Below are 20,810 nucleotides of genomic sequence, written 5' to 3' on the forward strand. Positions count from 1 at the left end.
TGTTGTCGTCAGCCTGTGGGGCGCTCCTGGCTCTCGATGTACTGGCGTACGGCGGTCAGCGGTGCCCCGCCGCAGGATCCGGCGAAGTAGGAGCCGGACCAGAAGTGGCCGCCCCACAGATACCGGCGGACGTGAGCGTCGTATTCCTTGCGCAGTAGCCGGGCGGAGACGCCCTTGAGGGAGTTGACCAGCTTGGAGAGCTGGACCTTCGGCGGGTAGTGCACCAGGAGGTGCACGTAGCCCTCTTCGCCGTTGAACTGCTTCAGCTCGGCCTCGAAGTCCGCGCACACCTCCCGCATGATCTCTTCACACCGGCTGAGCATGGCGTCGGTGAATGCCTTCCGCCGGTACCTGGTGACGAACACCAAGTGGACATGCAGGTTGTACACGACGTGACGGCCGGTGCGTACATCAGGATTTGGATTCCAGCGTGGCGACATAAACCAAATGATACAGTGATCGCGTGACCACGGAGCGTGCGCTGGAGGAGCGGCAGTTCGGGCATCGCGCCCGGCTGGCGCTGACGCCTGCGCAGACCCGGCTCGTGGACGACCAGGCTCATGCGGCGCGGGCGATGTGGAATCAGCTCCACGACCTGTGGACCATGACACCGAAGTGCCAGAGGTCGCTGTCCCGCATGGACCAGACGCTGCGTCAGGCCCGCAAGGAGATCGACTGGTACGCGGTGCTGCCCGCACAGGCCGCGCAGGCGGTCCTCAAGACGTACGTCCAGGCATGGAAGAACTGCTGGGACAAACGGGCCGAGGAGCCCACCTTCAAGGCCCGCATCCGCACCGTCATGTCCGTGGACATCCCGCAGGGCCGCGACCTCCAGATCAAGCGGGTGCACCGACGGTGGGGCATGGTCAACATCCCCAAGGTCGGCCGCGTCCGGTTCCGCTGGACCCGTGATCTGCCGGTGGGCAAGGCAGCGAACAAGGAGAACCGGATCACCGGGGCGCGGCTGGTCAAGGACGCGCTCGGCTGGCACATCGCCTTCCGCGTCCAGACCCTCCAGCCCAGGCCCGAACCGCATGGCGGCGGCGAGGTCGGCATCGACGCCGGGGTGAACCTGCCTCTCGCCCTGTCCGACGGCAACCACCAGGACCACGGGCGGCCACCCCGGCTCCCGGACGGCACCGCCGACCGCGACAAGTGGCTGAACCCGGACGAGAAAGCCAAGCTGCTCCGCCTGGAACAGCGGGCCGCACACCGCAAATCCTTCCGTAAGCCGGAGGAGCGCAGCTCCAACCGGCTGCGGAACACCTACGACCAGATCAAGCAGCTCCGCGCAAGAGCCACGCGCCGCGCCGTTGACTGGCAGCACCAGACCACAACGCACCTCGCCCGCACCTACGGCACGGTCGTGGTCGAACAACTCAACATCACGAACATGGTCAAGTCCGCCAGGGGAACCATCGAGGAACCCGGCAGGAACGTCGCGCAGAAGTCCGGCCTGAACCGCTCCATCAGCCAAGAGGCATGGGGCCGCACCGTGACAATGCTGACATACAAGACCGCCCGCCACGGCGGCACCCTCGCCAAGGTCCCCGCCCCGAGCACCTCCCTGCGCTGCTCCACGTGCGGCTTCATCACGCCCGGCAGCCGGGAGGACCAGGCCACGTTCGTATGCAAGAACCCCGACTGCGGCTGGGAAGGCAACGCCGACCACAACGCAGCCCGGAACATCTTGCACCTGTACCGGATCGGCCTCGTGGCGATCCCGGCTGCCGGAAGGGCAGTCGTCAGGCGCACCCGTGGCGCCAAGCCCGCCGCCGCAAGGTAGGCGGGAATCTCCTTCCTGAGCTTGCGAAGGAAGGAGAGCACTTCAACTCCAGGACCGGTACGAGATCCAGATCCTGGACTCCTTCGGAGTGCAGCAACTCGCCCCGAACGAGGCCGCGTCCATCTACGAGAAGAAGGCCGCCGACCTGAACGCCGCCACCGCACCCGAAACCTGGCAGACGTACGACATCGTCTTCCGAGCGGCCCGTTTCGACGCCGCAGGCCAGAAGACGGAAGACGCCAGGATCACCGTGGTGTGGAACGGAAGAAAGGTCCACGACAACGTCGCGGTGAACGGCCCGACCGGCGGTGGCGATGCGTAATCGGCCGCGGCGGGCGCTATCCGTCTCCAGGACCACGGCAACAAGGTCCGCTTCAGAAACCTCTGGATCGAACCGGTCAACGGGCCGACACACGACCCGAATTGACCAACGGCATCCCGCTACCGGTGACGGCCCCTTCACACGGGCTCGACAATCGTCCGGCGGCCGACTCCTCCTCCGAAACGGTGGAGGAGTCGGCCATGGCGGTTCGAGTCAGCGCTCCGGCACGCTCTCGCATTCGGCTCGGATTCAAGCCTGCTCCGTCTCGTCCGTCGCGTGGGGAAGCAAGGGGAACAGTCGGGTGATGAGGGCCACCGGTCGGGCGCCGTCGGGCCGTGCCAGGGGGCGTTGTTCGCGGTCCTGGTAGGGGGTGAGTGCCCGTCGGATGGTGTCCGCGACTCGGCTCATCTCTTCGGGTGTCAGGTAGGCGACGGCGCTGAAGGCTTCGTCGTGGCGCCATTCCGCCGGCGCCTGCTCGCGCTGGGTTGGGTCGCCTAGGGGAGAGTTGAGGAGGGGAGGGGAGTGGGGATTCGGGCGGTGGCGGTGCCGCTCGAGGTGGGCTCGTGATGTGGCCGGCGCCGCGAGCCCACCGGATGGATCCGTACGTACCCGGGTGGGCTCAGGAGATGGTCTGGGGTTCCTTGGCCCCCTCGGCTTCCATGGCCCCCTCGGCTTCCTTGGCTTCCGTGTCGTCCGCCGATGTGGCCTTCTGCAGGCTGGTGCCTTCGATGTCGAGGTCCGGCAGGACCCTGTCCAGCCAGGCCGGCAGCCACCAGGCGCCCCGTCCGGCGAGGGCGAGTACCGCTGGTACGAGCGTCATGCGGACGGCGAAGGCGTCGATGGCCACGCCGACTGCGAGGGCGAACGCGATGGGTTTGATCAGGGCGTCGTCGAGCGGGAAGAACCCGGCGAAGACGGTGAACATGATCAGGGCGGCCGCGGTGACGACCCGTGCGCTGTGCCGCGCACCGTCGACGACCGACTGGCGGGCCCGGCCGGTGTGAGCCCATTCCTCGCGCATCCCGGACACCATGAACACCTCGTAGTCCATGGCCAGTCCGAACAGCACGCCGATCAGGATGATCGGCAGGAAGCTGACGACGGGGCCGCTGCTGGGCACACCGAGTACGTCGGCCAGCCAGCCCCACTGGAAGACGGCAACGACCAGGCCGAGCGAGGCGCCCACCGAGAGCAGGAAGCCGACGGCGGCCTTGACGGGGATGACCAGCGAGCGGAAGACGATCATCAGCAGGAGCAGGCTGAGGCCGACGACGATGCCGACGAAGGGGAGGAGGGAGTCGCTGAGCCGGGTGGAGATGTCGATGTTGACGGCGGTGGTGCCGGTGACCGCGATGGTGGCGCCGGTGGTCTCACGGATGTCGGCGTCCGTCGCGCGGATGTCGCGTACGAGCTGATCGGTGCGGACGCTGTCCGGGCCGGACTTGGGGAAGACGGTGATGACGCTCTGTGCCGGATCGCTGGTGGGTTGGGGCGGCAGCACGGCCTGTACGTCCTTGAGGGTCCGCAGCTTCTCGGCCACCTGGGCGCCGGCCTGTGAACTCGCCGCACTCGTACCGTTCTTGGTCTCGGCCAGCACGAGAAGCGGGCCGTTGAAGCCGTCGCCGAACTTGTCGCTGATCGTGTCGTACGCCTTGCGCTCGGTCGAGGCGTGCGGGGCGGAGCCGTTGTCGGGCAGGGCCAGGCGCAGGTCCGTGGCCGGCAGGGCGAGGGTCACCAGGATGCCCGCGACGGCCAGCACTGTCAGCAGCGGTTTGGCGATGGCCAGCTTGGTCCAGCGGGCGCCCATGGTGGGGCGACCGCCGTCCCCCTCGGTGTCCGCGGCCCGCTTCGCGGCGCGGCTGCCGGGCTTGGGGGTGAGCCGGGAGCCGGCGAATCCGGCGACGGCGGGTACGAGGGTGATCGCGGCCAGTACGGCGATGAGTACGGCTCCGGCGGCCCCGAGCCCCATCGTGGTCAGGAACGGGATGCCGATGACGCTCAGGGCGGCGAGCGCGATGATCACGGTGGTGCCGGCGAAGACCACGGCGCTTCCGGCCGTGCCGGTGGCCAGCGCGATGGACTCCTTCGGGTCGGCTCCGCGGGCCAGTTGCTGGCGGTGGCGCGAGAGGATGAACAGGACGTAGTCGATGCCCACGGCCAGGCCCAGCATCAGGGCGAGCGTGACGGCCGTGGACGAGATGCTCACCGCGGGGGCCAGCGCCAACAGCCCGGTCAGGCCGACCGCCACACCGATCAGCGCGGGCAGCAGCGCCATGCCGGCGGCGAGCAGCGAACCGAACGTCACGACGAGGACGAGCAGGGCCACGGCCACGCCGATGATCTCCGCCGGACCGACATGAACTCCCTTGCTGCTGTAGACGGAACCGCCGACCGAGGTCTTCAGCCCGTCCGCCTCCGCCGCCTCGGCCGCGTCCTCGATCGCGTCCACGGATGAGGTACGGACCTCCGCGTTCTGCACCGGGTACTGGACCTGGACGATCGCCGTGGTTCCGTCGGCCGAGACGGCGCCGGTGGCGCGGGGGGCGGCGACCGCGCTGACCTGGGGAGCCTTCTCGGCCGCCGTCACGGTCCGGGAGATGGTCGCGGCGTAGGGCGCTTCGGTTATCCGGTGGCCCTCGGGGGCGGTGAAGACGATCTGGGCGTTGGCGCCCGAGGCTTCCGGAAGGGTCTTGCTCAGGCTGTCCAGCGCACGCTGCGACTCGGTGCCGGGCACGGAGAAGCGGTCGTCGAGCTTGCCGCTGAAGACGCTGACGCACGCGATGAGCGAGGCCAGGACGAAGAGCCATATGCCCAGGACCAGTTTGCGGTGCCGGTAGGCGCTGAGGCCCAGCCGGTGGAGCAGTACGGCCATGACGAACTCCCTAGGTGGGTGGGGAATCTTGGTCGATGGGCCGACTTTATCATTTGCTCAAGTCGAGCGAACAAGTCGAACGACTGTCGCGTGAGTCACCTTCGTGGAAAACGGGCTCGGGCGCCCTCGTACGCCTACGCGTACGAGGGCGCCCGAGCCCGTGTGCTGTGTCGTCAGTTCGCCGGTATCGACACCAGCTCCAGCCGGCCGCCGGCCATGGCCACCACGGCGGACACGAAGGCCTGGAGGCAGGTGTGTTCGGCCTCCTCGTCGGGGAGTGAGAGGTGTTGCATCGTGAGGCCGTCGAAGCCGGCGAGGAAGAAGCGCGCGATCGTTTCCGCGGGCTGGGCGAGTGGCTGCCCGGTGCGCTCGGCTGCCTCGGTCACCAGTCGTGCCGTCAGCTCGTGCACCCCTCGGTGGTGGTTCTCGAGTGCCTCGCTCAGGGCGGGGGTGCGGAGCGCGAATTGGGTGAGTTCCGCGAGGAGTTGATGGCTGGCGGGCTGCTCGCGCACCGTGCGCCAGAGGGCGGCGGCCAGGGTGCTGACCGTCTCCTCGAATCCGGCGTCGGCCGGCGCGGCCGCCTCGACCTGGGCGATCAGATCCTGCGCGAGCTGTTGCATCACGGCGCGGTACAGCCCTTCCTTCGTGCCGAAGGTGTAGTGCACCGTGGCCTGGGCCACCCCCAGTTCGGCGGCGATGGCACGGGTACTCCCGGCTGCGACTCCTTCCCTCGTCATGAAGTCGATGGCCGCTTTGATCAGCTGGGGGCGGCGCTCGGCCGCGGGAACGTGAGCCATGACGGCATCATATCGACTGAGTCCCATGAACAAGTCGTACGAACAAGTCGGGTCGCACACAGACGGATGCCATGCCGGCGGATGCCGTGCCGGCGGCGCGGCCGCTGAGGTCCGGTCCTTGGCCGCGCGGGTCAGTTCCCGCTGAACGACGGGTGCGTACGTTTCGCCGGCCGCGCGCCCCGGCCCCCGAAGTCCCCTGCGCGGCCCCTGGTGTCCTGAGGCTGTCCGCTTCCAGCCCCCGCACAGGTATTGACATGCCGCTCAAGACGGACGTAACTTCCCAGCCACACGGTAGTAACGCGCGTTATTAAAGCGCGAAACCGGAGATGCCGCCGCGTCTCCGGCCGGCCGAAGGGAACCGAAAGTGGCCACGAACAAGACGCGTCGCGTGACCATGAGCGACGTGGCACGCGCTGCGGGCGTCTCGCGGACCACGGTCTCCTTCGTCCTCAACGACAAGCCCGGTGCCGCCATCCCCGACGAGACCCGTCGGCGGATCCTGGAGGCGATAGACGAGCTCGGCTACCGGCCCAACGCCGGGGCACGGGCGCTCGCCGCCAACCGCAGCGGATGGTTCGGACTGATCACCGAAATCGTGACCGGCCCCTTCGCGGCCGAGGTGATCACGGGTGCGCAGAGCCGCGCCTGGGGCGACCGCAGGTTCCTGCTGATCGCCGCGAGCGAGGGCGACCCCGCCCAGGAGGCCGCCGCGCTCGACCAGATGCTGGAGCACCGGGTGGAAGGGCTGCTGTACGCCACGACCTGGCACCGGGCCGTCACTCTGCCGAAGGTCGCCCGCGAGGTGCCGACGGTGCTCGTCAACTGCTATGACGCGGAAGGGGAGTTGCCGTGCATCCTGCCCGACGAGGAGTCGGGCGGACACCGCGCCACCCGCCGGCTCTTGGACGCCGGTCACACCCGTATCGGGTTCATCAACCTCGACCCGGAGATCCCGGCCGCCATCGGCAGGCGCGAGGGGTACGAGCGTGCCCTGCGCGAGGCCGGGATCACCCCCGACCCCTCCCTCGTCATCCCCGGCTGGGCCACCGCCGACGGCGCCTACACCGCCGCCTGCCAACTGCTGGACCGCCCCGCCGCCGACCGGCCGACCGCGCTGTTCTGCGGAAACGACCGGATGGCGATGGGCGCGTACGACGCGATCAAGGAACGTGGGCTGCGCATCCCGCACGACGTGGCCGTGGTGGGGTTCGACAACCAGGAACTCATCGCCGCCTATCTGCGGCCGAAACTCACGACGCTCGCCCTGCCCTTCGAGGCCATGGGCACCAAGGGCGTCGACATGCTCGCCGCTCTCGCAGCGGGGCAGCCGCTCGACACCCACCGGGTGACGATCGACTGCCCGCTGCTCGAACGCTCGTCGGTCTGACCGCGAATCAGTCCGCCGGGCAATCCCATCCCCGTCTTCGCCCTGTGTGTTGAAGAGAGGAAAAGAGTCTCCATTATGGCACCCTCCCGCATACCCTCACGTCGGCCCCGAGCCGTCCTGAGAGCCGCCACCGCGACCGCCGCCGCAGCCCTGGTCCTGTCAGCCTGTACGGGCGGCACGGGCACCTCCGGAGCCGGTGACACCTCCGGCAACCAGCTGCTCACCATCCCGCGCGAAGACCTGGCGACGTTCACGCGCAACTTCAACCCGCTGTCCCCGCAGGCCGCCCCCATGACCAAGGAGGCCGTCTACGAGCCGCTGGTGGTCCACAGCATGGCCGACGGCAAGGACACCCCGTGGCTGGCCACCAAGTGGGAGCAGGCCAAGGACGGCAAGTTCCTCACGTTCACGCTGCGCGAGGGTGTGAAGTGGTCGGACGGCAAGCCGCTGACCGCCGATGACGTCGTGTACACCTTCGATCTCCAGAAGAAGGTGCTGGGCGGCTACGACTACCTCGACAAGGTCACCGCGGTCGACGCCCAGACGGTGAAGTTCTCCTTCAACAAGCCTTTCTCGCCCGCCTTCTTCGAGATCGGCAGCCACTACATCCTGCCGAAGCACATCTGGTCCGAGGTGAAGGACCCGGCGAAGTTCACCAACCCGAACCCGGTCGGCACCGGCCCGTACACCAAGATCGACAAGTTCCAGGCGCAGTCGTACGAGCTGCGCAAGAACCCCGACTACTGGCAGCCCGCCAAGCAGCGGATCGCCGGCATCCAGATGCTCGCCTTCTCCGGCAACGACAGCGCCAACGTGGCCTTCACCAACGGCGAGGTGGACTGGACGCAGTCGTTCATCCCGGACATCGAGAAGTCCTTCGTCGCCAAGGACAAGAAGCACAACCACTACTGGTTCCCGGCCACCGGCGCCATGATCAACTGGCAGCTGAACACCACAAAGGCGCCGTTCGACGACCCTGACGTCCGCAAGGCACTCAGCATGGCCGTCGACCGCGACCAGATCACCAAGGTCGCGATGAACGGCTACGCAGAACCCGCCGACTGTACGGGTCTGGCCCGCACGTACGACGACTGGCGCGACTCCTCCCTCGCCGCCTCCTGCACCTGGACCAAGCACGACACCGACGCGGCGGCGAAGGCCCTCGACGCGGCCGGCTACAAGGAGAGCGGCGGCAAGCGGAAGCTGAAGAACGGCAAGGACTTCACGCTCGACATCTCCGTCGGCTCCGCCTCCACCGACTGGATCTCGGTCGCCAACATCATCAAGCAGGACCTCGCGAAGGTCGGCATCACCGCCACCGTCAAGACGCCCGACTGGTCGGCCGTCCAGTCGTCGTACAACACCGGCACCTTCGACAGCGGCATCGTGTGGAGCAACAACGGCGCCACCCCGTACGAGTACTACCGCGGCGTGATGTCGACCAAGATGCTCCAGCCCGTCGGCAAGCAGGCCACCGAGAACTACCACCGCTTCGGTGACGAGAAGGCCGACCAGCTCATCGACGCCTTCGCCGCCGCCACCGACGAGAAGACGCAGCGCGAGCAGATGAACGGTCTGCAGGAGCTGTACAACGAGGACGCGCCCGTCGTCCCGCTGTTCACCGGCCCCGAGTGGGGCGCGTACACGGACGCCCGCTTCACCGGCTGGCCCACCGAGAAGAACCCGTACGCCACCCTCGGCAACCGCAACGGCACCACGATCCTCGTGCTCACCTCGCTGAAGCCCGTCAAGGGCTGACGCCCCCCGCGCGGACCGGCGGCCGCCCTCCTCCCCGACCCGGCGGCCGCCCCCGCGCACCGCACCCCCGTTCACCCCCACCGACAGGGAGCACGACCCGTGCGTCTGATCCTGCGCAACCTGGGGTTCTATCTGCTCGCCTTCTGGGCCTCCATCACCCTGAACTTCGTTCTCCCGCGCTTCATGCCGGGCGACCCGGTCTCCCGGATGTTCGCGCAGGCCCAGGGCTCGATGCAGCCCGACCAGATAGCCCAACTGCGAAAACTCTTCGGCCTGGACGACCGCCCTCTCTGGGAGCAGTACGTCTCCTACGTCCAGAGCGTCTTCACCGGCGACCTCGGCATCTCCATCACCCGCTTCCCGACCCCGGTCTCCGAGGTGATCGGCTCGCAGATCGGCTGGACCCTGCTGCTCGGCGGTGTCGCGCTCGTCATCGCCGCCGTGGCCGGCAACCTGCTCGGCATCGTCGCCGCCTGGCGGCGCGGCGGCGTCCTCGACTCCGCCTTCCCGCCCCTGCTGATCTTCGTCGGCTCGTTCCCGTACTTCTGGCTGGCGATGGGCGCGCTGTACCTGTTCGGGGTGACCCTGGGATGGTTCCCACTGCGGCACGCGTACGACGTCGGGCTCACCCCCGGCTTCAACGGCGAGTTCCTCTCGAACGTCGCCACCCACCTGGTGCTGCCCGCGCTCACCATCGTCCTGGTCTCCATCGGCGGCTGGATGCTCGGCATGCGCAACACCATGATCGCCACGGCAGCCGAGGACTACATCACGATGGCCGAGGCCAAGGGGCTCAGGCCCTCGCGGATCATGTTCCGCTACGCCGCCCGCAACGCGCTGCTCCCCTCCGTCACCAACTTCGGCATGGCGCTGGGCTTCGTCGTCGGCGGCGCGCTGCTCACCGAGGTCGTGTTCGCCTACCCCGGCATCGGCTACCAACTGCTGATGGCAGTCCAGGGCCTGGACTACCCGCTGATGCAGGGCATCTTCCTGACGCTCACGGCGGCGGTGCTGTTCGCGAACTTCCTCGTCGACCTCGTCTACGTCCGCCTCGACCCGCGCGTCCGCGTCCGCTGAAGGGGGTTGCCGACATGACCACCATCGAGATCGCGAAGGCCACCACGCCGACAGCTCCCGCACGCCCTTCCCGCCGACGCGGACTGCTGCGCCAACTCATCGACAGCAAGAAGGCGTTGACGGGACTGGTCCTGCTCACCCTCTTCGCGCTCCTCGCCCTGCTCGCTCCCGTCCTCGCCCCGGGCGACCCGTCACTCATCAACTCCACGGGAAGCCAGGCCCCTTCGGCCGGCCACCTGCTCGGTACCACCGCCAAGGGACAGGATGTACTCGCCCTCACCCTGTGGGGCGCGCGCAGCTCCCTCTTCGTCGGGTTCACCGTGGGGCTCGCAGCGACCGGCGTCGCCATCCTCGTCGGCCTCGCATCCGCCTACTTCGGCCGCATCGTGGACGACGCGCTGACCCTGGTCACCAACGTCTTCCTGCTGCTGCCCGGACTGCCGCTGCTCATCATCCTGGCCGCGTTCCTCCCGCCCGGGACCTCCACCGTCATCCTGGTGCTCGTCGTCACCGGCTGGGCGGGCTCCGCCCGGGTACTGCGCGCCCAGGCCAAGTCGATCCGCGGCAAGGACTTCGTGGCCGCCGCCGTCGTCACCGGAGAGCGCCCACTTCGGATCATGTTCCGCGAGATCCTGCCCAACATGGCGTCCGTGGTGATGACCACGCTGCTCGGCTGCGTGATCTTCGGCATCGGCGCCCAGGCCGGCCTGGAGTTCCTCGGCCTCGGCGACAGCAGCGTCGTCAGCTGGGGCACCAACCTGTACTGGGCGAGCAACGACGGCGCCCTGATGACCGGCACATGGTGGGCCTTCGTCCCCTCCGGACTGTGCATCGCCCTCGTCGCCTTCGCGCTGGCGCTGGTCAACTACGCGGTCGACGAGATCACCAACCCTAGGCTGCGCAACCGGCGTGCCCGCCGTGAGAGGAGGGGCTGAGCCATGGAACCCGTACTTGAGGTGCGTGACCTCCGGGTCGAGTACGGCGGCGACGGCCGTACGGTCGTCGGGGCCGACAACGTGTCGTTCCAGATCGGCTCAGGTGAGATCTTCGGCCTCGCGGGCGAATCCGGCTGCGGCAAGTCGACCATCGCCAACGCGGTGATGCGGCTGCTGAAGCCCCCGGCCGAGATCACCGCGGGCAGCATCCGCTTCGACGGCGGGAATGTCCTCGCTCTGGACGCACGGGAGTTGCGCGCCTTCCGCTGGCGGCAGATCGCCATGGTCTTCCAGTCGGCGATGAACTCGCTCAACCCCGTCCTGACCATCGGCGAGCAGATCGTCGACATCTTCACCACCCACGAGAAGCTGAAGAAGCGGGCCGCGCGGGAGAAGGCGGGCGCGCTGCTGGAGCTGGTGGGGATGGACCCCGGGCGGCTGAAGGCGTACCCGCACCAGCTGTCCGGCGGGATGCGCCAGCGCGTGGTCATCGCCATGGCCGTGGCGCTCCGCCCCCGGCTTCTGATCATGGACGAGCCGACGACCGCGCTCGACGTGGTCGTGCAGCAGGAGATCATGGCGCAGATCCGCGACCTTCAGCGGGAGCTGGGCTTCTCCATCCTGTTCATCACCCACGACATGTCGCTGATGGTCGAGCTGTCGGACCGCATGGGCGTGATGTACGGCGGACGGATCGTCGAACTCGCCGACGCCAAGGATCTGTTCGCGAAGCCGCTCCACCCGTACACCGAGGCACTGATGAACGCCTTCCCGCCGCTGACCGGCCCGCGCCGGGAACTCACCGGCCTCTTCGACGCCCCGCGCACCGCCGACAGCTGCGGCTTCCACGTCCGCTGCCCCGAGGACCGCTCGGACTGCTCCATGAACATCCCCGACCTGCGCGAGGTCGCGCCCGGCCGCTGGGTGGCCCGCAGTACGGCCCGCAGTCCGCAAGGAGCCACCCGATGACCGAATCGACCGCACCGACCAACCCGACCGCACCGACCAAACCGACCGCACCTCTCCTCTCCGTACGAGGCCTCACCAAGGACTTCCAGGTCGGCACCGTCTTCTCCCGCCGCCGCGTCCGAGCCGTCAACGACGTCTCCTTCGACCTCCCCGCCGGCCGCATCACTGCCCTGGTAGGCGAGTCCGGCAGCGGCAAGTCCACCATCGCCCGTTGCCTGGCACGCCTCGAACAGCCCACCTCCGGCGAGGTGTTGCTCGACGGCGAGAATGTCCTGCGCACCGAGCGGAGGCGGGCATCACGGACGTACCGCCGCAAGGTCCAGATGGTCTTCCAGGACCCCTTCGGCTCGCTCAACCCGGTCCACCGCATCGAGCACTTCCTCACCCGCGCCCTCGTCCTGCACGGCCACTCCGCCACCCGCGACGCGCTGCGCGAGCTGATGGCGACGGTCGGCCTGACCGAGGACATGCTCCAGTCCTACCCGCACGAACTCTCCGGCGGCCAGCGCCAGCGCGTCGCCATCGCCCGCGCGCTGGCGGTGGAGCCGCACCTGATCCTGGCCGACGAACCGACCTCGATGCTCGACGTCTCCGTACGCGTCGGCGTACTCAACCTGATGCGCCGCCTGCGCGACGAGCGGGACATCGCCATGCTCTACATCACCCATGACTTGGGCTCCGCGCGCTACCTGGCGGACACCACGATGGTGATGTTCGCCGGCGAACTCGTAGAGGGCGGCGACGCGTTGGCGGTGATGGACGCCCCGGCACATCCCTACACCCGCCTGCTCCTGTCCGCCGTACCCGACCCCGAACGGGCCGGAAGCTACGACCCCGTCGAGCGCGCCCGCCTCCGGGAGGCGATCCTCAACCCCACGTCCTGCCCATACGGCGACGACGGCACATGCAGCCGTACCGACCCCGTCCGCCACATCGTCGGCGAGGCGAGCGAAGCGAGATGGGGGTCCCCCCGGCCGGAGGCTGGGGGAGGACAGCCGCACTGGGTGCGCTGCCACCTGCGCGCACCCGCCTCCGACATCGCCCGCCGCGTCCTCAAGGCCACCGACCAACCGGACGGCGAGGCCACGGCCGCTACCGACGCAACCGAGAAAGCGGAGACCACCGCCGCATGACCCACGACCTCACCCTCCCCTCAGGCACTCCGGTCGCCGAGGGGCTGGCCGAGCGCGCCCTGCGCGACCCCCACCGCCCCCGCTTCCACTTCACCTCGCCCGGCGGCTGGCTCAACGACCCCAACGGGCTGACCCACTGGAACGGCGTCTACCACCTCTTCTACCAGTACAACCCCCTGGCAGCCGCCCACCACCGCATCCACTGGGGCCACGCCACCAGCACCGACCTCGTCCACTGGACCGACGAACCGGTCGCCCTCGTCCCCGGCACCGACGGCCCCGACCGCGACGGCTGCTGGTCCGGCGTCCTCGTCGACGACGGGGGAGTGCCCACGCTCGTCTACTCCGGCAGGCACGAAGACCGCGAACTCCCTTGCGTGGCAAGGGGATCGGCAGACCTGCGCTACTGGACGAAGGACCGGGCCAACCCGGTCATCACCGCCCCGCCCGAGGGCGTCGACACCACCGCCTTCCGCGACCACTGCGTCTGGCGGGAAGGCGGCGTATGGCGGCAGTTGGTCGGCTCGGGCATCCGAGGCGTCGGCGGAACCGCCTTCCTCTACGAGTCGGACGACCTGCGCACCTGGCGATACGTCGGCCCCCTCCTGACCGGCGACGCCTCCCAGAACCGGGGCAAGCTCGACTGGACCGGCACGATGTGGGAGTGCGTCGACCTGTTCGGCATCGGCGACAGCGACGGCGATGGCGATGGCGATGGCACCGACGTACTCGTCTTCTCCGCCTGGGACGAAGGCACCACCCACCACCCCCTGTACTGGACCGGCCGCTACCAGGGCGACACCTTCACCCCGACCGCCCTCCACCGCCTCGACTACGGCGGCCGCTACTTCTACGCCCCCCAGTCCACCCGCGACGAGCACGGCCGCCGCATCATGTTCGGCTGGCTCCAGGAAGGGCGCACGGACGAGGCGAACGCACAGGCCGGCTGGTGCGGTGCGATGTCCGTGCCGAGGGGCGTCACGCTCGGCACGGACGGCCGCCTGCACCAGGCCCCGGTGCCCGAACTGACCGAACTGCGGCGGGAGCGCGCGGAGGTGGCGCCCGGCCCGCTGGCCGACCCGTACACCCCGCTGCACGGCGTACGCGGAGACCAGCTGGACATCGAGGTGACCCTGAGCCTCGCCCCCGGAGCCACCGCCCGGCTCGTGGTCCGCGAGACACCGGACGGTGCGGAGCGCACGGTCGTGGAGGTGAGCAGGCCGTACGTCGGAACGCGCGGCACCCTCCGCCTGCACCGCGAAGCCAGCAGCCTCGACCCGACGGTCGACACCGAACCCCGTTACGGCGAGCTGTCGTTGGACGACGACGGCCGCGTGGACCTGCGCGTCCTCGTCGACCACTCCGCACTGGAGATCTTCGCGAACGGGCGTCCGCTGGCCGCCCGTATCTACCCCACCCGCCCCGACGAGGCCGTGGGCGTGGGCATCGGTGCCGTCGGCGATGTGGCCCTGGAGCGGTTCGACGCCTGGCAGATGGCGTCGGCCTTCACAGAAGGGCCCCGGCCGCTGTGGCCGTGACGGCCTTACACCCGACCACGGCCCGGGGAGTGGACGTCTCCCCGGGCCGTGGCCCTCCCTTCCCCGCTCTTCCTCAGGAGCCGCCATGAGCGTGTCCCGCCGTACCCTCCTGCTCGCAGGAGGCACCGCCGCCACCCTGCTGCCTCTCGCTGGCATCATGCCCGCAGCCCAGGCCGCCGCCGGAGCAACCCCCGTCCCTGCACCGATTCCGGACCCTCTGCCTGTCACCGGCACCTGGACCCGCACCTCCGACGGCGGCCAGCAGGCGACCACCGACCGTCGCGGGCCCGCTCTCGCCCTCTCCGAGCAGCAACTTGCCGCCAAGGGCACCTACGCGGCCCGCGTCACGCCCCAATCCGCCTCCTCCGTAGCCGCGTTGGTGTTCCGGGCCGCCCTCGACGGCTCGACCGGATACGTGGTCGCCCTCGATCCGGGCCGCGCCCGCCTACGCCTCTACGACCTGGCCGGCGGCGACACGATCGCCACCGCACCACTGCCGGGCGCGCGCACAGGCAAGTCGTACGACCTCGAAGTGGCCGTAGACGGGCCGGAGTTGACGGTGTACGTCGACGGCAAGCGGCTCCTCCGCGCCGAGGACCACCGTCACGACACCGGCTCCGTGGGTCTGCTCGCCCAGGGCGGCAAGGTCACCTTCGGCCCGCGCTCCCTGTCCTCGGTCACCACCAACCTCACCGGCTGGACCACGAGCGGCGGCACCTGGACGGCAAGTCCGCTCGGCTGGCGCGCGGCCCCGTCCCAGGGAGCCACCGCCCGCGCCGTCACCACGACTCAGGCGTACGACACCGCGCTGCAGGCCGACCTGCTCCTGCACGACACATCCGCGGTCGCCTCGCTCCTGGTGCGTACCGACGCCAAGGCCACGCGCGGCTACGGCGTCCAAGTCGACCCAGGGCAGGGCAGGTTGAGGCTGTACCGCATCGACGGGAACATCACCCTCGGCACGTACGCGACCGCCATCAAGGCCGACATGGTCTACCGCCTGCGCATCGAAGCCGAGGGCGACGAACTGCGCGTGCACTGGCAGACCAACTTCCTCTCACCCGACGGCTACAGCCGCGTCATCACCGCCAAGGACTCGGCCCACAGCAAGGGCCGACTCGCCGTCACGGCCTCGTCCGGCGCGGCGTCCTTCGAGAACATCGCCGCCGCCGACCTCACCACCGACCTCCAGGGCTGGACGTCCCGCTCCGGCACCTGGACCCCAGACCTGCGCGGCGTCCGCGGCGAAAACGGCCTGAGCACGGCGCCCTTCACCCACGGCGACCTGGTGGCGAGGGCCGACATCACGCCCGCCGACCGCTCCTCCTCGGCCGGCCTCGTCCTGCGCGCCTCCGCGAACGGCTCCGGCGGCTACGAGGCACGCCTGGAAACCGGCCGTAACGCCGTCGTCCTGCTGGACCGCTCCTCCGGCACGCGCCTCGCCTCTGCTCCCGGCCCGGTCCGGCGCATCACGTTCGGCGGCACGTACCGCGTCGAGGCCCGCGCGACGGGCAGGACGATCGAGGTGTACGTGGACGGCGTACGGGCGTTGAGAACCCGCGTGTCCCGCGCCACGGGGGCCACGATCGGCACCGCAGCCGCGCATGGGACGTCGTACTTCCAGAACGTCGAAGTCCGCGCCACCGCCGACTACTTCACCGAGCCCTACCGCCCCACGTACCACTACTCCCAGCTCATCGGCTCCACCAGCGACCCCTGCGGTCTGCTGTTCCACGACGGCGAATACCACCTCTTCCACCAGGATGAGGGTCGCTGGGCGCACGCGGTCAGCACCGACCTCGTCCACTGGCAGCCCTTGCCGATCGCGCTGCCCTGGAACGCGTACGGCCACTGCTGGACCGGCTGCGCGGTCGTGGACGCGGACGACACCTCCGGCCTCTTCGACGGCGGCTCCGGCCTGATCGCGTACTACACGAGCTACCACCCGGACAAGACGGGCGGAAACGCGAGCGTGCGCATCGCGTACAGCAAGGACAAGGGCCGCTCCTGGAAGCTGCACGGCGGCTCGACCCCGGCCGTGCAGAACCCAGGCGGCCCCGACGCCGGCTGGACCTTCCGCGACCCGAAGGTGATCCGCGACGAGGCCCACGACCAGTGGCTGATGGTCGTCTCCGGCGGTGACAACGTCCGCTTCTACACCTCCACCGACCTCCTCACCTGGACCCACGTCAGCTCCTTCGGCTACGGCGACTGGGTCACCCCGGGTGTCTGGGAGTGCCCCGACTTCTTCCCGCTCCCGGTCGACGGCGACAAGGACAAGCTGAAGTGGGTCCTCACCCTGAGCACGGGCGCCGTACGCGCCACGAACGGCTCGGCCGCCCAGTACTTCACCGGCGAGTGGAACGGCACCGACTTCGCCCCCGACCAGAAGCCCGGCACGGTCCTACGCGCCGACTCGGGCCGCGACTTCTACGCCGCCATGTCCTTCTACGGCCTGCCCGACGACCGCCGCGTCTGGCTCGGCTGGATGAGCAACTGGGACTACCCGTTCAGCGCCCCGACCGGCGCCTGGAAGGGCCAGTTGAGTACGCCGCGCGAACTGAGGCTGACGGACACGGCTGACGGCGTACGTCTCGTGCAGCAACCGGTCCGCGAACTGGCCGCCCTGCGCACCTCCACCACGACTCGCAAGGACCTCACCGTCGGCCCGACCTCCGCGAACCCGCTCACACGTGTCACAGGTATCGCGTACGAGATCGAGGCCGAAGTCACCCTCGGCACCGCCACGGAGATCGGTTTCCGGCTCCGGGCCGACGACGACCAGCACACGACGGTCGGATACGACGCCAAGGCGCAGGAGTTGTTCGTGGACCGCTCGGCCGCGGGCCTGAGTGACTTCACGCAGTACTTCACGGGCCGTACGACCGCACCGATGCCGACGACCGACGGCCGCGTGACCCTGCGCGTGTACGTCGACTCGTCATCGGTCGAGGCATTCGGCGCGGACGGACAGGCAGCCGTGACGAGCCTGATCTTCCCGGCGCCGGACGCCGACGGCATGGCCTTCTACGCCAAGGGCGGCACCGCACACATCGACTCGCTCAAGGTGCACAAGCTGGACAGCACCGACCGCCTGGTGGACCGCGTGAAGCCGCTGCCGGCCGCCCCGAGTGGCGGTGAATTCCGGTCGGACCTCGGCAAGTTGGCGGTCACGCCTGCCGGCCACTGGTCCACGGACAGTGCGGGCCGCGCCGGAACCTTCGACAAGGACTCCAACGCGGTGTCGGCCCGTACGGCGACCGACCTGGACCTCACCACCCTGGTCCGGCTCGGCGGCCCCGACCCGGACACGGGCGGCGCCCTCTCCCTCCTCTGGCGGGCCTCCTCCGACGGCGCCGACGCCTACTGCCTCAACATCGACCCCGACCTACGCGTGATCCGCCTGGTCGCCAAGACCGACGGCCGGTTCGACGACGCCGCCGCCCTCGCCCGCGTACCGGCCCTGGTCCGCCGCGGCACGACGTACGCGGTGCGGGTGCTGGCCGACGGCGACCGCATCCGGGTCTTCCTCGACGGCACCCGGATCATCGACGTCACGGACGCGACGTACACGAGCGGACACATCGGCCTCAACGTGTTCGGAGGGAGGGCGGCGTACCAGGACACCTACGTGAAGCGGCTATAACCGCTGGTCAGGTCGGCCCGTCAGAACAGCTCCTTCGACAGCAGTTGGGCGGCGGGCCGCAGCGTCCAGAGGTCGCCGCCGGGCGGTGGGGTGAGCCGGGGCAGGGCCGCCTGCGCGTTGCGGTCGCCTGCGTCGGCGGCTGCGTGGATGACGTCGTTCGCCTTCCAGATCTCGAAGTTGGACTCGGGGTAGGGCCAGGGTGTCGTGCCCGTGGCGGCCGGGAGGAGGAAGTCGACGGCCTTGAACACGCTCTGGCCGTCGGGGCCTTGGTGCTTCCAGAGGTTGACGCCCACGTGTCGTCCGACATCGGCGAGCCGGGCCAGGGCGAGCAGGTTGAAGGCGGAGTAGTGGTAGCTGCGGGTGCGGCGAATCTCCTCCGGCTGGCGGCCGTCCGGGGCGATGCCCTGGTCGATACGGATCGTCCGCGCCTGGAGGACGGTCTGGCGCGCCAGTTGGGGGCGCCCGACGGCCAGTGCGATGGCGGCCACCTGCATATCGGCGAAGGTGCCGTGGTTGTTGACGGCCGCGGACTCCTCCTTGCCGAACTCGCTGGTCGTCAGCCAGTCGAGGAACTGAGCGGACCAGGAACGGAATCCGCCATGGTCGGCACGGGTCCAGCCGGGGGCGCCGGTGTCCAGGATCGCGGCCGCGTCGAGCAGACTCGTAAAGCCCAGGGAGAACTCGATGAGACCGGCCGCCCGGCCGTCGGCACCACACGGCACGAACTGGGCGTTGATCAGGCGCGGGTTCATCCTCGTCTCCGGCGTGACGAACCAGGTGCGCAGAATGTCGGACGCGTGCCGGGCGTACGCGGCCTTGCCGGTGTAGTACCAGGCCAGGCTGAGGGTGTACGCGGAGGCGAAGACGTAGGCCCGTTCGGAGTGGTCGGGGATCTGGTCGGCCTCCGGATTGCGCTGGCCGTCCTTGCTCACGTACGGGCAGCCCATCGGGTTCTCGGGCGTCTTCGGCTGGCTCGGCCACCAGTACGGGGCCTGACTCAGGTAGTCGTGCTTGTCACCGCTGGGCGGGGTCTGCGATTTGTCGGTGACGGTCCAGGGGCCCTTGTCGAGCCAGTCGTCGGCCTGCTTGACCAGGTCGGCGAGGGCGCGGCGCCGCACCGGGTCGCCCTGGTTGAGGCGTTGCTTCGCGTGCACCAGGCGTTTCCCGTCGAGCACGACGGTTCGGGGGGCGCGCTGCTCGGCGACCACCGCGCCGGCCGGGACAGTGTCTCCGGCCGGCACGGCGGCTCCGCTCGGGACAGCGGGGACGAGTAGCGACAACATGGCCGCGCCGAGGGACAGCAGGCCGACGGTACGTTTGTGCATGACGGCTCCTCATCACATGGATGAACGACGTTCACATGCGTACCGGTTGGACGGTAGAAGCGTCAGTCACTGACGGCAATACCTGTGACGTGATGTCATCCGATGAATGGCGCGACTCGGCCAGCGATTCATCGAGAACGGGTACTGGATTCGTGGCCGTACGCGCCGATAGGTCGGACGTAAGAGCGAGGCGCGCGGCCGGGTGCCCTGCAGGCCAGACAAGGGCCCCTCGGGGGCGTCCAGATCATCCAGACGTCCCGAGGGGCCTGCCGTTGCTACTTACTGCTTGCCGCTTGCCGCTTACCGGATCACTTGGCCGGCTTGTAGAAGGTGTAGATCGCGGTGTACGGGACGCTGGTCTCCTCGGTGCCCGTGCAGGCCGTGGTGGGGGCGACGCCGCCCGTGGTGCTGAGCCTCTGGATGTACGAGACGTCGGCGAAAACGCCGGTGCCGCGCGTGCCCGTGGACTGCAGGAGGAGTTCGGGGATGGTGCCGGTCTTGGGGGAGGTGGCGACGGCGGCGGCGGTGACCGCGCTGCCGTCCACCGTGGACACCCAGACGGGGCCGCGGGAGTGGAGGGCGACGGGGCGGTTGGAGCGGTCTTTCTTGGCCGAGAGGGTGGCGGCGGGTTCCAGCAGCTTCCAGGCGCCGTCGGTGCAGGCGTAGGTCTGGACGCCCTTGGCGTTGAAGACGCCGGTGAGCCGGTGGCCGTCGGGGACCTTCAGAGAGCCGGGGATCTTCGGCGTGGCGGCGGCCTTGGTGTTGGCGCCGACGGGCTTCGAGGTTGGTGTGGCCTGGCCGGCCGTCGCGCTGATCAGCGTGCCGGCGGCCACGGCGGCTATAGCAGTGGTGGTGAGGATGAGACGTCTGGCGAGCTTCATCAGGTGTGTCTCCAGAAAGACTTTTCTGAGCGTTTCCTGGCTGTGGACGCGAATGCCGTGCGTGCCCGGAGGGCCGGAACGGCATGGTCCGTCAAGCATCCGGGGCCTTTAATGATCTTGGACCCTCAATCGCGCACTGTACCGTGCGGACCGCCGACGGGAACGAGTGGGGGCACCCCCCCGGTGGCCGGGTCGCCGCGACAAGTACCCCCAGGCGCACGGAAGTTGGACATTCCAGGTGTACGAAGTCCGCACCCGCCGCAGTCCGGACAAGGCGACGGCACCTGCCGCACGCGTACGCGGAATCAGGTCCGTACGCAGACCAGGAGCTCCGATTCCCCGAACCGGCCCCGGGTACCCGCAGCATGCGGCGCGACGCCACAC

At 69.3% G+C, this 20,810-nt stretch carries 14 protein-coding genes and 2 pseudogenes; 10 read left to right on the top strand and 6 right to left on the bottom strand.

The genetic code is table 11. From position 1 onward, the window contains the following. Nucleotides 1–8: 8 nt before the first annotated feature. Nucleotides 9–440, bottom strand: a complete 432-nt coding sequence (gene tnpA / locus OHT21_RS32605) for an IS200/IS605 family transposase (protein WP_328771846.1) — start codon at nt 438–440, stop codon at nt 9–11. Nucleotides 441–463: 23 nt separating this feature from the next. Here tnpA and OHT21_RS32610 point away from each other — a divergent pair, with 23 nt between their 5' ends. Next, complete coding sequence (locus OHT21_RS32610) at nt 464–1,786, top strand: RNA-guided endonuclease InsQ/TnpB family protein (RefSeq protein ID WP_328771848.1); 1,323 nt, start codon at nt 464–466, stop codon at nt 1,784–1,786. A gap of 46 nt (nt 1,787–1,832) precedes the next feature. Beyond that, nucleotides 1,833–2,213: pseudogene (locus tag OHT21_RS32615) on the top strand (3-keto-disaccharide hydrolase); the annotation flags it as partial. A gap of 144 nt (nt 2,214–2,357) precedes the next feature. On the opposite strand, the pseudogene OHT21_RS32620 reads toward OHT21_RS32615, so the two are convergent. From OHT21_RS32620 to OHT21_RS32630, 3 genes and pseudogenes are all read right to left on the bottom strand, one after another. Next, nucleotides 2,358–2,594 (bottom strand): annotated as a pseudogene (locus tag OHT21_RS32620) (ArsR family transcriptional regulator); the annotation flags it as partial. Between the two features lie 133 nt (nt 2,595–2,727). Beyond that, nucleotides 2,728–4,980 carry an MMPL family transporter gene (locus tag OHT21_RS32625; protein WP_328771849.1) on the bottom strand — a complete coding sequence of 751 codons (2,253 nt, stop codon included), beginning with the start codon at nt 4,978–4,980 and terminating at the stop codon, nt 2,728–2,730. A 173-nt stretch (nt 4,981–5,153) separates the two neighbouring features. Then, entirely contained in the window at nt 5,154–5,777 is a 624-nt protein-coding gene (locus tag OHT21_RS32630) for a TetR/AcrR family transcriptional regulator (RefSeq protein WP_328771850.1), read from the bottom strand. Nucleotides 5,778–6,141: 364 nt separating this feature from the next. Between OHT21_RS32630 and OHT21_RS32635 the strand changes: the two genes are divergently transcribed. The 8 genes from OHT21_RS32635 to OHT21_RS32670 all read left to right on the top strand — a co-directional run bounded on the left by OHT21_RS32635 (nt 6,142) and on the right by OHT21_RS32670 (nt 18,220). Further along, nucleotides 6,142–7,164, top strand: coding sequence for a LacI family DNA-binding transcriptional regulator (locus tag OHT21_RS32635; protein WP_328771851.1), 1,023 nt, complete (start codon nt 6,142–6,144; stop codon nt 7,162–7,164). A 75-nt stretch (nt 7,165–7,239) separates the two neighbouring features. After that, a complete protein-coding gene (locus OHT21_RS32640; protein WP_328771852.1) occupies nt 7,240–8,922 on the top strand; it encodes an ABC transporter substrate-binding protein in 1,683 nt (560 codons plus the stop codon). 99 nt (nt 8,923–9,021) lie between these two features. Further along, nucleotides 9,022–9,999: an ABC transporter permease gene (locus OHT21_RS32645; RefSeq protein WP_328771853.1), complete on the top strand. Its 978-nt coding sequence runs from the start codon at nt 9,022–9,024 to the stop codon at nt 9,997–9,999. Between the two features lie 14 nt (nt 10,000–10,013). After that, a complete protein-coding gene (locus tag OHT21_RS32650; protein ID WP_328771854.1) occupies nt 10,014–10,934 on the top strand; it encodes an ABC transporter permease in 921 nt (306 codons plus the stop codon). A 3-nt stretch (nt 10,935–10,937) separates the two neighbouring features. Further along, on the top strand, nt 10,938–11,903 hold the full coding sequence (locus OHT21_RS32655; protein ID WP_328771855.1) for an ABC transporter ATP-binding protein: 966 nt from the start codon (nt 10,938–10,940) through the stop codon (nt 11,901–11,903). Further along, complete coding sequence (locus OHT21_RS32660) at nt 11,900–13,036, top strand: ATP-binding cassette domain-containing protein (protein WP_328771856.1); 1,137 nt, start codon at nt 11,900–11,902, stop codon at nt 13,034–13,036. The genes OHT21_RS32655 and OHT21_RS32660 overlap by 4 nt, the downstream gene beginning before the upstream one ends. Further along, the gene (locus OHT21_RS32665) at nt 13,033–14,574 is read left to right on the top strand and encodes a glycoside hydrolase family 32 protein (protein ID WP_328771857.1); all 1,542 of its coding nucleotides are present in this window, start codon (nt 13,033–13,035) and stop codon (nt 14,572–14,574) included. The genes OHT21_RS32660 and OHT21_RS32665 overlap by 4 nt, the downstream gene beginning before the upstream one ends. An 85-nt stretch (nt 14,575–14,659) precedes the next feature. Then, complete coding sequence (locus tag OHT21_RS32670; protein ID WP_328771858.1) at nt 14,660–18,220, top strand: GH32 C-terminal domain-containing protein; 3,561 nt, start codon at nt 14,660–14,662, stop codon at nt 18,218–18,220. 20 nt (nt 18,221–18,240) lie between these two features. Here OHT21_RS32670 and OHT21_RS32675 read toward each other — a convergent pair whose 3' ends face one another. Both OHT21_RS32675 and OHT21_RS32680 read right to left on the bottom strand, forming a co-directional pair. Then, a complete protein-coding gene (locus OHT21_RS32675; RefSeq protein ID WP_328771859.1) occupies nt 18,241–19,545 on the bottom strand; it encodes an alginate lyase family protein in 1,305 nt (434 codons plus the stop codon). A 308-nt stretch (nt 19,546–19,853) separates the two neighbouring features. Continuing rightward, nucleotides 19,854–20,426, bottom strand: coding sequence for a DUF3455 domain-containing protein (locus OHT21_RS32680; RefSeq protein ID WP_328771860.1), 573 nt, complete (start codon nt 20,424–20,426; stop codon nt 19,854–19,856). Nucleotides 20,427–20,810: the final 384 nt, after the last annotated feature.

This window comes from Streptomyces sp. NBC_00286, from assembly GCF_036173125.1.
In the GTDB taxonomy this organism is placed as follows: Bacteria; Actinomycetota; Actinomycetes; order Streptomycetales; family Streptomycetaceae; genus Streptomyces.